Below are 12690 nucleotides of genomic sequence, written 5' to 3'. Positions count from 1 at the left end.
GAAAAAGGCGGGTTGGTGTGGTTGAATAAGTCGCTAATGTTCTGATAAATAAGCGATAGAGTTAGGGGAGGACGAAGCGTAACAGTGATGAGGCCCTTCTTTTTTTAGTCTCTGTTGGCACTCAGGAACGGGCAAATGAGCGGCGAGAAGTCTTAATATTGAAACACAAAGAATAATACCCATAATCTCATTATTGGTATCATTACGATTACTTACGCTTTATGTTAAATTTGTGTTAACTGACTGGTTTGAGTGGTTTAGCTTTATGAACGAGTATTATTCAACACTGAGCGGGTGGCTCATACCCATCACTAAGGCAATGAATGATGCCAATTTACAAACAAGTGCCATTCTAGATCAATTTGATATAGACCCAGCCTGCATTAATAACCCTGAAGCTAGAATAGGCATTGAACGACTTTCAGATTTGTTGATTCACTGCAACAAACAAGCGCTCGGGTTTTACTTCCCCACACAAGTTGCCAAAAACTTTCATCCCAGTACGTTTCATGCTTTGGGCTACGCGATGATATCTTCCGATAGTTTGCTTGATGCGTTCGAGCGAATTGCGCAGTACAAGCGTGTCATTTCAAACTGTTGCAGTATGCAAGTTCATACTCACGACAACAAAATGGTCTCGGAGCTTATCGTTCATAAATACCCCGATAGCGGCAGGAACGTGTTGTCCCGAGTATCCACCGAAACATTCATGGCAACTTTGGTTCAGTTTTCACGCGAAATTGCCAGTTACGAACCCGATGTTAAGTTGGTGACGTTTGCTTACGAACGCCCTGACAATACTCAGTATTTGGAAGAGTACTTTGGCTGTGAAGTGGAGTTTGGTGCTGAAAAAAATACGATTGTTTATGATCTTGAGGAAGCTAAAAAACGCGCGTTGGGCTGTAACCCTATGCTCAATCAAGTTCACAAGAAAGTACTTGATCAATTCTTATCTCGCGTTGATAAAGAAAATCTAACCTATACCATCATCAACAGCATTACCGATCACCTCTCTGTAGGTGCGCCATCTCAATATGATATCGCGAAACAACTGGGCATTAGCCTTCGAAATCTCCAGCGCAAGCTCAATGAACAAGGCACGAGCTACAAAGAAATCTTAGAGAATACACGCAAGCGGATAGCAATGGAGTACATTAAGCAACCCCATCTCAGTTTGGGAGAAATTGGCTATCTAGTGGGTTTTTCTAGTGTGGCAAATTTCAATCGAGCCTTTAAGCGTTGGACGAATTGTACCCCAGGTGAATACCGTGCTCGGTACCTAAGCTCCAGCGATATAGAAAGTTCGACTGATGTAAAAAGCGATATCAGCCATTCTCATGTCAGCCTGCAAGGTTAATTAACGCTCAAACTTGCCTCATTCTTTACTGGTGAAATGCGCCTCGGGTTAAGTTGCATTCGAGTCTGTGTGAATTTTTTTGGCAGAAAAAGAAAGCAGGCATTCCGAGAGAGTGGAATGCCCTGCTTAATGACGATGTCGACTTTGTTAGGTTGAGCGCTTTATAGCGACAATGGCAGTTCTATCGGCGAAGCTCTCTTCTTAGAATTTTCCCAACGGTCGACTTTGGTAGCTCTGGCAGAATTTGTATCATTTTAGGGACTTTGTAGGCGGTCAAATTCTCGCGACAATGCGCGACAACTTCATCAATAGTGAGCGGGTTAGACACGGTGATATAGGCTAGAACCGCCTCGCCTGTTTTCGGATCCTCCCCTCCGACAACGGCGGCTTCCATAATGGATGGGTGGTCGCACAACACTTGTTCAATTTCGGTCGGGTAGACGTTAAAACCAGACACTAAAATCATGTCTTTGAGTCGGTCGACAATTTTGATTGCCCCAGAAGGCATAATGAGCCCAAGATCCCCCGTTTTAAAAAAGCCGCTTGAGGTAATGACTTCTTCAGTTTCCTGAGAACGATTCCAATACCCTTCCATAACTTGCGGACCGCTAATCACTATTTCGCCGACTTCTCCCGATTCTAAGGGCTTTTCGTTGAGATCCCAGATTTCCACTTTCGTATCGACAAGCGGCAATCCGACGGTGCCGTATTCTTCATTTCCAGGTTCATTGAGGGCGATGACCGGCGAAGTTTCAGACATCCCATAACCTTCTGATATGGTTTTCCCTGTCGTGTCCAACCACATTTTCCGAGCATTTTCCGTCAGCGCGGCCCCACCAGAAAGCGTTAATTTTAAACTATCAAAATTCAGTGACTTAAATTTTGGGTGGTGACATAAGGCAACGAAAAGCGTGTTGATCCCAGAGAACATAGTGAATGAGTGAGGTTCGATTGCTGTGATCATCGAATCAATATCACGAGGGTTAGGTATGAGCACATTTCTACCCCCGTATGAGAAAATTAGAAGCATATTCACGGCAAAAGCATAAATGTGATACAGAGGTAATGGGCAAATGGAAATCTCTCCATTATCGTTCAGCTGCTTATTCAGTCGATGGCTTAACTGAAGGATGTTTTGGACTAATCCATGGTGAGTTAAGCACGCCCCTTTTGCTTGACCCGTCGTGCCGCCAGTATATTGCAATACGCAAATATCAGAGTAGGAAGGATCGTAGGGAGCCAGTTCTCCAGAAGCCATGTCTATGGCGCTATCAATGGGAGTGACTTGCGAATTCTCGTTCAAAACGGGGCTGGCTTGCAGAAAAATGCTGACATTCGTATCGAACTTGATTTGTTCAATATCGATGTTGTTTGCATCGAGCACAACCAAAGCTTTCGCGCCTGAATCCGCCAATTGGTGGCTTAATTCTCGGTAGGTGTAGAGTGGGTTGGTGTTTACAACGACCAACCCCGCACGTAAAGCGGCATAAGCCACAATGGGATAATGCAGTACATTGGGCAGTTGGATAGCAATACGGTCACCTTGTATCAACTCTGGGTGTTGCTGAAACCATATGGCGAGCTGCTTAGACTGATGTTCAACTTGATTAAAGGTGATTTCCTTTCCTTGGCATTCAAATGCGACCCTGTCGCCGAAACGAGCACACGTAAGCTCGATCATTTTCCCTAAATTCGCATTACTGTTCATAGTATCTCACCTTATTTTTCGCGTTAGCGGACAAAAAGCTTGTAAAAAAGTGCGTGCATTTTGTTGCCGTAGGGCGGAAACAAAAATGACATCGGGTAAAGATGCCCGCCTCTTTTTAAAATGGCTTTTGCATTCGAAAAGGTAAGAAAACCTTCCCGTCCATGGTATTTCCCAAATCCTGATTGACCCACACCACCAAATGGAAGCTCTTCCACCGTGACATGGAAGGCGGCATCATTAATACACACCCCGCCGGAATGGGTGTGGGTGAGTATGTATTCTTGGAAGTCTTTATCGTCACCGATGAGGTACAGGGCGAGAGGGCGATCGCCAGCGCAAATACTCTGCGCGACTTCTTCTTTTTTTTCGTACCCGACAATGGGCAGAATGGGACCAAATATCTCCTCTTGCATTACACGCATATCCGGTTGGCAATCAGTAATCAGCGTGAGTGGGAAAAAGGTATTTTGGTCTCGTGTGGAAAGCGGAGAAATGGTATGAGTTTTTGCGCCTTTTGCTACTGCGTCTTCCACCAGTTCGGAAAGGCGGTCAAATTGATTTTGATTAATGACATGGGTGGAATCGATGTTTTCAGATTCTTCCGTGTACATTTCTTTATATTGGTTCGAAACCGCTTCAACCAGTTGTTTAATTTTGCTGGTGGGGCAAAACACATAATCGGGAGCCACGCACGTTTGCCCTGCGTTGAATGTTTTTCCAAAAATGAAGCGAGTTACCGCTTTCGGAATATCCACATTCTGGTCGATGATTACCGGCGATTTCCCGCCTAATTCCAATGTGCATGGAACCAAGTTGTCGGCTGCGGCACGCATCACTTCTCTGCCCACTGCCGTTGAGCCTGTGAAAAAAATATGATCAAACTTTAGCTTAGTAAACTCGATGGCCGTTTCTGCACCGCCTTGGATGAAGGTGACTTGGTCTGCCTCGAAGACTTCCGACAAGATTCGTTTTAGTTGCTGGTTTGTTTTTGGTGTATGTTCAGAGGCTTTTAACATCACTCGGTTACCCGCAGCGATAGCGGCGGTTAAAGGGGTCAGTGCCAAGTTGATCGGGTAATTCCAGGGGGCGATTATGCCCACTACTCCAAGAGGCTGGTACACCACACTTGAGTGAGCAGGTTGATGTTGTATACCGATTTTAAGGCGATTAGGCTTCATCCAGCTTTTCAGGTGTTTTAGCGTGTAATTAATGGCTGAAACGGTCGTATAAATATCACCAACAATACTTTCATAATCACTTCTGTAGCCAAAATCCTGACTTAATGCTTTTAGCAGGCAGTCTTGGTTGCGCAAAATGGTGTGCTTGAGCGATTTCAGCTTTTCAATACGAGCGTCGTAGCTGGGAAAAGGGTTAGCGTTGAAAGCGCTCGTTAACCGTAAATAGTGAACGCTTAGCTGTAAGTCGATTGGCTCGTTTTTCATCTCATTGCTCCTAATGCCTTAGCGAGAGCCGCTGTACAAAAAGCCAATACAGTTCTCACCTAGTTGAATGTCCTGAATCCTTGGAGCGCATAATGAATAGGCAGAAGTACAAGCCTAAAAATGAAGGATTTACTCAACCGACGATCATTAACCTTACGGTTTGCATCGGTGTATTCGCTTGAAAACCGAAATAAAAACAACGTAATGACAGCGGTAAATTGGCGCTCGTTAATGATGAACAGTATCTCTTACTGCCTGATTGGGAGTGTTATGAATTCGTGCCAAAAGATTATCTCTTAAGGTCTAGGGGATATGAGGCTAAGGGTATAAGGGTATGGAGAGGTCACCTTGTGTTTGACCCCTCGCGGGCGGGTTACTCTTGAATGGCTTTGGCTGCAATCACGGCTTTGACTCGGCTATTCACGCCTAGCAGTTTAAAAATGGCAGTGACGTGTGCTTTTACTGTTCCTTCTGTGCAGAAAATTTCGCGGGCAATTTCTTTGTTTGAGTATCCCTTCTCAATAAGTTGAAGAACTTCTTGCTGCCTTTTTGTCAGACCGGAAGCTGAGCGCGCATTCGAGGAACTGTTTGACAACCCATCGGTTTGAGATTGTGTTGCTTGTAGGAGCAATGAAGGGAGATAGACTTCTCCCTCTAAAATTAACTGGATAGCACTCAACATGACCTGAGTTGAACTGGCTTTGGGTATATATCCATCAGCTCCTGCATCCAATGCACCCCGAACGGATTGCTCGTCGTCTCTGGCAGAAAGTATGGCGACGGGGACGGAAGGGTAGGAAGATTTAATGGATCTCAACCCTGAAAACCCATCGGCATCTGGAAGGCAAATATCCAGTAAAACCAAATCTGCATCACCACCGGATAGCTTTGTCATTACGTCGGCAATACACGTGCACTCTTCGCAGTTAACTGAGCTCACATGCTCTGAAAGTGCTGCGATAACTCCCTTTCGAACTAACGCATGATCATCCGCAATCAGTATGTTTAACATGCTACTTCCTTGAGTTGGGTGAATAGAAAGGATGCACAGAAGCCTTAGGTTACGCAATGACCAACTTGGCAAAACGAAAGGCTTATAACTAAGTATATATCGCTTCACTATAACTAAAGTCGTAGCCCACGTGAGGGGTACTGCTCGCGACATACTTAGTATGGTGTGGGGTTGTTACTTCTGTACATATTTTTCCCAATAATATTGAAAGCGGTGCTAAAAGTTATGAGCAAAAATTATGTCTTTAGGTGAATGGTAGAGCACCTATTTTTTCGTCAATCTATATCTGTGTTGCGGGACAATGGCGGTTTTATCTGCAGTACAACAATATAAATAACGTCGAGATAAATTATGTATGTACTGACTGTCGTCACCAAGGCAAACAATGGCCATCAATGGTCATCCATTTTTATGGTTGTTTTAACTCTCTGTTCCCAATATCGAGTTCGCTTCAAACATGTTACGTGGCTTTCCTATGAAAAAGCGGCGGATTTTCATTTGGACATCAATGATAAAAATGCGTCTTTTCTGGTTGAGCAGTTGAGAGCGAAGGCAGAATCGAAAGGATTGGAATTTGATTGTGTGATTCAGCATAAAGACGCACGACAAAAAAAGTTGCTGGTTGCCGATATGGAAGCGACGATCATTGTTCAGGAAATGATGGATGAGCTTGCGAGCTTGAATGGTGTTTGGTCTGAGGTAAAAACCATCACCGAAAACGCGATGAATGGTGTACTGGATTTTCAGGATTCATTTAAGTGTCGGGTTCAATTGTTAGAGGGAATGTCGGTAGAGACGATGTTTTCGCTTTGTGGTGAAATCAAGTTAAGTCAAGGTGCCAAAACGTTAGTGAGAACATTAGAAGCGAACGCGTGTAGAACTGTTTTGATTACCAGTGGCCTGTCGGTATTTGCCCAATACGTAGCGGAAATGTGTGGGTTCAGTGCGTATTATGCCAATCATGTCAATGTCCGTAATGGAATGTTAAGCGGGGAAGTGGAAGGATTAATTATTGATGGGCGAGAGAAAGCATCCATTGCGGCAAAATGTGCGTCAACATTCCAGATCGAGAGTGCGGATGTATGCGCGGTTGGGGATGGTGCGAACGATAAGTACATGCTGAAGGAAAGTGGGCTTGGCGTTGGTCACCACCCTAAACCGACACTAATCTCGGATTGCGATTTGGTTATACAACACACTGATCTCACGACCATACTGTACGCAATGGGTTTGAAAGAAACACTGTTTGTAACGGCATAAACTTGTAACGATACAAATTTGTAATGGCACAAAAAGTGGTTACATGTATTTTGCTTTAATTTTTTCAATCTCACCATTGTGTTTCATGTTTAAAAAAGTTTGATTAAACAGGATTTTCAAGTTTTCAGAGTCGTTTGTCTTTTTACTAAAAATTACGTGGTACGCCTTGGATTTTTTGCCTGGAAAAGGGACATACTCCAGCAATGTGGCATCGATCTTTTTCTGTTTGGCTAAATAGTTGAGCACCTCTACTTGCAGCAAAGCGAAATCAACACGATCTGCGATGAGTTTTTTTACTAAGTGCTCGCGCGATTTTGCCCCTACATCAATATTCACATCGGGATGAACAAAGCTGTAGTTGAACCCAGAGACGCCACCAACTTTATAGTTGGCAATGTCTTCCTGAGACAAAAACTGAGGTGGCGAACTGAATCGTTTCGCTTTGTAGAACAAAGCGATATTGGTTTCATAGATAGGGTAAGAGTAGCGTGAAAACTCCGTGCGCTGCAGTTTGTATGAGGCGTTGGGAACCAAATCAACCTTACCACTCTGAATAGAGTGTAAGCAGCGTTTCCATGGTTGAATAATATGTTCCAGCTCGTAGCCATTCTCTTTGAGCGCAACGCCTACGACATCTACCATGATGCCATAAGGTTCATTTTTGCTACTGAACATCAGAAATGGCGGTTTGGCTTCGTCTTCCCAGCATACTTTAAGTGTTCGATTGACATCAGCCTGAACAGGTAAGACAAAAGCCAAAAGGCAAAGACCCAATATTTTTAGCATCACGAAATTCCAAAAAGGCATTTATGTTTTTAGTAAGCTTAGTCGGAATTCTGAACTCGCCTATGAAATCCTAGCTATTAAAATGATTTCACTAATTGTGATGGCATAACCCAAGATGAAATAGACGACAAAGCCCTCCAGAAGAGGGCTCGATGTCTGAGATTCCGTTCTCTAGACTATTGGATTTAAATTTAGGGCTTATTGAAGAGAGTGCTGATGCTCACTGATCAACATGTCGATCTTCTCTTCAGCACGCTTGTGCGCGTTCGCGTAGCTTTCTTCTGCACTAAATGGTTCAACCACTTCGTAGTAACACTTCAGCTTAGGCTCTGTGCCAGAAGGGCGAACCACAACACGTGAACCGTTATTGAGGTGATAAATCAACACGTCACTGATTGGGAATTCTAGGGCTTTTTCACTTCCGTCTTCGAAGGTTTGCTTCGACAGTTTGAAATCTTCAATACTTGCAATCGTCTGCCCAGCAATAGTCGCTGGTGGGTTAGCACGAAGCGTATCTCCAATTGGTGGTGCTGAAGGGTCAAGCGCGATGCTGTGCTGCGCGTTGATCACCATGCCATGCTGTCGGTAAATCTCTTCTAGCTGATCCCAAACGGTCTTGCCTTGCGCTTTTAAGCGAGCAGCTAATTGAGCAAAGGCAACCAAAGCGGTTAGGCCGTCTTTATCCCAAACCAATGTCCCTACGGTATAACCCAGTGCTTCTTCGTAAGCGAAAAGGAACTGTTTGTCTTCCGTTTGCTCTTGCATAGCGACGTTAGTCAGCCATTTAAAACCCGTTAGCGTTTTGTAGAACGTACCACCCGCGGCTTCCGCAACTTTGGCTAGAAGGCTAGAAGAAACAATCGTTGCACCCACTAACTTTTGGTTATCTTGCGCTTGATTAAGCAGGTAGTGACCAAACAATACACCAACCTGATCGCCCGTTAACATTTGGTATTCGCCATCCGCTTTTCTTGCGGCTGCTGCAAAACGGTCGGCATCTGGGTCATTCGCACACGCTAATTCTGCGTTGTGCTTCTTCGCTTCTGCAATCACTAGGTCCATCGCCCCTTTTTCTTCAGGGTTAGGGAAATTGACGGTTGGGAAGCTGCCGTCAGGTTCGCGTTGTGCAGCTACGCTGTGTACTTGTGTAAATCCAGCATCGGCAAGCAGCGTTTCAGCCATATTTGCGCCAACACCATGCATAGCTGTATAGGCAAGAGTTAGGTTCTCGGCTTGTTGCGATGGATCGCTTTGCAACAATGGGCTGGCGTTCGCGGTGTCGCGGTAGGTTTGGTAGTAATCGTTTTTCAACCAAACGAGTAAGCCTTTTTCTTCGGCTTCTTCAAGTGGCATAAGGTTAAGAGGCTTTTGAGCCGCATCGTCAATTTTCGCAGCAATACCAGAATCGTGTGGTGGAATGATTTGAGCGCCATTGTCCCAGTACACTTTGAAGCCATTGTACTCAGGCGGGTTATGGCTGGCGGTGACAACAACAGCGGCAGCTGTACCAAGGTGTAGAACACCAAAAGCAACAATTGGAGTAGCCGCAACATCGTGAGTTAAGTAAACCTTGATGCCTTGCGCAGCAAGAGCAGAGGCGGTGTCGTGGGCAAATTGTTTCGAATCAGGGCGACCATCGTAACCAATGACAACGCCTTTTTCTGCCGCACCTTGTTGTGCTTTTAACAGGTACTGACCAAGACCCGTCGCGGTTTCTTGGATAACCAGTCGGTTCATGCGGTTAGGACCGGCCCCGACAACGCCGCGTAAACCCGCGGTACCAAATTCTAAACGTCCTTTGAATCGGTCTGCAATTTCTTCAGAGCGGTTTTCTTTTTGAAGTGTATTCAGCTCTTCACGTGTACGAGGATCTGGGTCTCTTTCCAGCCAGCTTTTCATCAATTCGTTCATCGTTTTTTCCTGTCAAAGGGTACCTAAATAGTATGTCTCTAAATTAATTGATATCCATTTCCGATTACACCTTTTTTTGTGGTTTAGATCTCACAATGGGGTCGCAATCGATTAAATCGAGATGAATTTTTTTTGAAATTTTTACAGAAGATATTTCAGCGAACAATAAGCAACAACTGGAGTATTAAGGGGCAAATTGGGGATCAAAGTCTAATTCCAAAATGGAGAGAGTCGTTTAATTCTTGAACAATTGCCGCCAAGAATCTAGGGTTATTAACAAAGCCATAACAAATAGTTAGCGCTTTGGAAATAATTCCAAAGTCGCATGGCATGCGTTCCATCACATTACTGTGTGGAAATGCGAAGTGGATCACCGTCTATAAAAACACAAACGGATTTGGACGGCGATCTGATGCTTATGAGGTATTCACGTTGCGCTACCACACGTGTCTAGCCCGTAAGCGGAAACAGAGGAGAGATCTTTTGAAAAGATTAACGTCTTTGTGTTTATGGGGTGCGCTAATCCCAACGGTGGCATGGTCTGGAAGCCAATACAATATGACAAGGGGTGTAACCCGAATCAGTGAACAGGTCTATGACCTTCATATGCTGATTTTTTACATCTGCTGTGCCATTGCGGTTGTCGTTTTTGGGGTCATGTTTTACGCCATTTTCAAGCATCGTAAATCTCAGGGCGCTGTAGCGGCGAACTTTCATGAGAGCACGAAAGTGGAAATCATATGGACTGTGATTCCGATACTAATATTGGTTGCGATGGCGGTGCCAGCCACCACAACGCTTATCGATATGGAAGATACCAGCCAATCTGATATCACGGTTAAGATTACCGGTTCTCAATGGAAGTGGCATTACAGCTATTTCGGTGAGGATGTCGAATTTTTTAGCTTGTTAACCACATCCTCCAAGCAGATTGAAGGTGATGAACTGAAAGGGGCTAATTACCTGCTTGAAGTCGACAATCCGCTTGTTCTTCCCATCAACCGGAAAGTCCGGTTTCTCTTGACGTCTGACGATGTCATCCACTCTTGGTGGGTGCCGGATTTCGCTGTGAAGAAAGATACGGTGCCAGGATTCATCAATGAAGCGTGGACCAAAATCGATGAACCGGGTGTTTATCGCGGTCAATGTGCTGAATTGTGTGGTCGGAACCACGGCTTTATGCCGATAGTGGTGCATGCCATGGAAGAGAAAGACTTCGATGAATGGTTAGTCGCCCAAAAATTGGTCGCGAAGCAAGCAGCAGAAGAGGCAAAAGCCGCACTTTCTAAAGAGCTTTCTATGGATGAACTCATGGCAATGGGCGAGCAAGTGTACAACGACCGATGCGCGGTGTGTCATCAGGCTAATGGATTGGGTGTTCCGGGTGTTTTCCCTGCGATGAAAGACAGCCCTGTGACATTAGGTGATTTGAACAATCACATTGATGTTGTGCTTAACGGGGTGGCAGGTACAGCCATGCAAGCGTTTGGAAATCAGTTAACCGATGAGCAAATTGCCGCAGTAGTAACGTACGAGCGGAATGCTTGGGGTAATGACAAAGGCGATATGGCGCAAGCGTCAGACGTGAATACTTTGCGCAGCGAGGAGGGACAATGAACAGTTCAACCGATGTAAATTCTCATGAAAATGATCATGACGATCATCATGCAGCGCCTTCAGGGCTGGCTCGTTGGGTATATTCGACCAATCATAAAGACATTGGCACGCTGTATTTGTGGTTCAGCTTTGCGATGTTTTTAACGGGCGGGTTAATGGCGATGATCATTCGCGCCGAATTGTTCCAGCCTGGCTTGCAGTTGGTAGACCCGCACTTCTTCAATCAGATGACTACGGTACATGGCTTAGTCATGGTGTTTGGTGCGGTGATGCCAGCCTTTACCGGGCTGGCAAACTGGATGATTCCGCTCATGATTGGTGCGCCAGATATGGCTTTGCCACGTATGAATAACTTGAGCTTCTGGATATTGCCTTTTGCGTTTCTCATTTTAATCAGTTCGCTCTTTATGGAAGGTGGCGGTCCGGACTTTGGTTGGACGTTCTACGCGCCATTGTCGACGACGTATGGTCCTGATAGCACCGCATTGTTCGTGTTTTCTGTCCATATTATGGGTATCAGTTCCATAATGGGGGCGATCAACGTGATCGTGACCATTGTCAACATGCGTGCTCCGGGCATGACTTGGTTTAAGCTTCCAATGTTTGTTTGGACATGGTTAATCACGGCATTTTTGTTAATAGCCGTAATGCCCGTGCTGGCCGGCGCCGTTACTATGGTTCTGACAGACAAGTACTTTGGCACCAGTTTCTTTGATGCAGCAGGCGGCGGCGACCCAGTGATGTTCCAGCACATTTTCTGGTTCTTTGGGCACCCCGAAGTGTACATCATGATCTTACCTTCCTTCGGGATCGTATCGGCCATTATTCCAGCCTTCAGTGGTAAGAAGCTGTTTGGTTATCACTCCATGGTGTACGCGACGTGTAGTATCGCGCTGCTTTCGTTTTTGGTTTGGGCACACCACATGTTCACCACCGGGATGCCAGTGTTTGCCGAACTCTTTTTCATGTATTGCACCATGTTGATTGCGGTGCCGACAGGGGTAAAAGTCTTCAACTGGGTGGCGACGATGTGGCGGGGAGCCATGACCTTTGAAACGCCCATGTTGTTTGCTATCGCATTTATTGTGCTGTTTACGATAGGTGGGTTCTCGGGATTGATGTTGGCGATTGTGCCCGCTGATTTCCAATACCACGATACCTATTTTGTGGTGGCGCACTTCCATTATGTTTTAGTTTCCGGAGCCGTCTTCTCGATCATGGCGGCCGCCTACTACTGGCTGCCTAAATGGACGGGTCACATGTACGATCATCGGTTGAGTCTATGGCATTTCTGGTGTTCGGTGATTTCGGTGAATGTTCTGTTCTTCCCGATGCACTTTTTGGGATTGGCAGGCATGCCTAGGCGAATTCCCGACTACGCCATTCAGTTTGCGGACGTGAACCAAATTGTGTCGATTGGCGGATTTGCGTTTGGCCTGTCTCAGCTTATTTTCCTTTGGTTGGTGATTAAATGCATCAAAGGAGGCGAGAAAGCCAAGGCTCGGTCGTGGGAAAGAGCGGAAGGTTTGGAATGGACAGTACCAAGCCCAGCACCTCATCACACATTCAGTCAGCCACCTAAAGTTGATTGATCGGA

The 12690-nt window shown here is 45.4% G+C and carries 9 protein-coding genes; 4 read left to right on the top strand and 5 right to left on the bottom strand.

Translation table 11 applies throughout. The features are described 5' to 3' along the window. The first annotated feature begins 265 nt into the window (after positions 1-265). On the top strand, positions 266-1357 hold the full coding sequence (locus Q8W40_RS14740) for an AraC family transcriptional regulator (RefSeq protein ID WP_305398244.1): 1092 nt from the start codon (positions 266-268) through the stop codon (positions 1355-1357). Positions 1358-1538: 181 nt separating this feature from the next. Here Q8W40_RS14740 and Q8W40_RS14735 read toward each other — a convergent pair whose 3' ends face one another. From Q8W40_RS14735 to Q8W40_RS14725, 3 genes are all read right to left on the bottom strand, one after another. Further along, positions 1539-3065: an AMP-binding protein gene (locus Q8W40_RS14735; RefSeq protein ID WP_305398243.1), complete on the bottom strand. Its 1527-nt coding sequence runs from the start codon at positions 3063-3065 to the stop codon at positions 1539-1541. Positions 3066-3088: 23 nt separating this feature from the next. Next, the gene (locus Q8W40_RS14730) at positions 3089-4507 is read right to left on the bottom strand and encodes a coniferyl aldehyde dehydrogenase (protein WP_305398241.1); all 1419 of its coding nucleotides are present in this window, start codon (positions 4505-4507) and stop codon (positions 3089-3091) included. 373 nt (positions 4508-4880) lie between these two features. After that, positions 4881-5519 carry a response regulator gene (locus Q8W40_RS14725; RefSeq protein WP_305398239.1) on the bottom strand — a complete coding sequence of 213 codons (639 nt, stop codon included), beginning with the start codon at positions 5517-5519 and terminating at the stop codon, positions 4881-4883. 351 nt (positions 5520-5870) lie between these two features. Here Q8W40_RS14725 and serB point away from each other — a divergent pair, with 351 nt between their 5' ends. Next, on the top strand, positions 5871-6779 hold the full coding sequence (gene serB, locus Q8W40_RS14720) for a phosphoserine phosphatase SerB (RefSeq protein WP_305398238.1): 909 nt from the start codon (positions 5871-5873) through the stop codon (positions 6777-6779). 39 nt (positions 6780-6818) lie between these two features. Here serB and Q8W40_RS14715 read toward each other — a convergent pair whose 3' ends face one another. Then, positions 6819-7565 carry a substrate-binding periplasmic protein gene (locus tag Q8W40_RS14715; protein ID WP_305398236.1) on the bottom strand — a complete coding sequence of 249 codons (747 nt, stop codon included), beginning with the start codon at positions 7563-7565 and terminating at the stop codon, positions 6819-6821. A gap of 198 nt (positions 7566-7763) precedes the next feature. Further along, entirely contained in the window at positions 7764-9476 is a 1713-nt protein-coding gene (locus Q8W40_RS14710) for a phospho-sugar mutase (RefSeq protein WP_305398235.1), read from the bottom strand. 501 nt (positions 9477-9977) lie between these two features. Between Q8W40_RS14710 and coxB the strand changes: the two genes are divergently transcribed. After that, the gene (gene coxB, locus Q8W40_RS14705) at positions 9978-11093 is read left to right on the top strand and encodes a cytochrome c oxidase subunit II (RefSeq protein WP_305398366.1); all 1116 of its coding nucleotides are present in this window, start codon (positions 9978-9980) and stop codon (positions 11091-11093) included. Beyond that, positions 11090-12685 carry a cytochrome c oxidase subunit I gene (gene ctaD, locus Q8W40_RS14700; RefSeq protein WP_305398234.1) on the top strand — a complete coding sequence of 532 codons (1596 nt, stop codon included), beginning with the start codon at positions 11090-11092 and terminating at the stop codon, positions 12683-12685. The genes coxB and ctaD overlap by 4 nt, the downstream gene beginning before the upstream one ends. Positions 12686-12690: the final 5 nt, after the last annotated feature.

This window comes from Vibrio penaeicida, assembly GCF_030689305.1.
In the GTDB taxonomy this organism is placed as follows: Bacteria; Pseudomonadota; Gammaproteobacteria; order Enterobacterales; family Vibrionaceae; genus Vibrio; species Vibrio penaeicida_B.
The sequence above is the reverse complement of the archived record's forward strand: the minus strand, read 5'-3'. Positions and strand labels throughout refer to the sequence as shown.

Bases quoted from the DNA above. Each gene is read 5' to 3' on its own strand.
- Q8W40_RS14715 (WP_305398236.1), bottom strand. From the start codon at position 7,565: ATGCTAAAAATATTGGGTCTTTGCCTTTTGGCTTTTGTCTTACCTGTT.
- serB (WP_305398238.1), top strand. From the start codon at position 5,871: ATGTATGTACTGACTGTCGTCACCAAGGCAAACAATGGCCATCAATGG.
- Q8W40_RS14740 (WP_305398244.1), top strand. From the start codon at position 266: ATGAACGAGTATTATTCAACACTGAGCGGGTGGCTCATACCCATCACT.
- Q8W40_RS14725 (WP_305398239.1), bottom strand. From the start codon at position 5,519: ATGTTAAACATACTGATTGCGGATGATCATGCGTTAGTTCGAAAGGGA.
- ctaD (WP_305398234.1), top strand. From the start codon at position 11,090: ATGAACAGTTCAACCGATGTAAATTCTCATGAAAATGATCATGACGAT.
- Q8W40_RS14710 (WP_305398235.1), bottom strand. From the start codon at position 9,476: ATGAACGAATTGATGAAAAGCTGGCTGGAAAGAGACCCAGATCCTCGT.
- Q8W40_RS14735 (WP_305398243.1), bottom strand. From the start codon at position 3,065: ATGAACAGTAATGCGAATTTAGGGAAAATGATCGAGCTTACGTGTGCT.
- Q8W40_RS14730 (WP_305398241.1), bottom strand. From the start codon at position 4,507: ATGAAAAACGAGCCAATCGACTTACAGCTAAGCGTTCACTATTTACGG.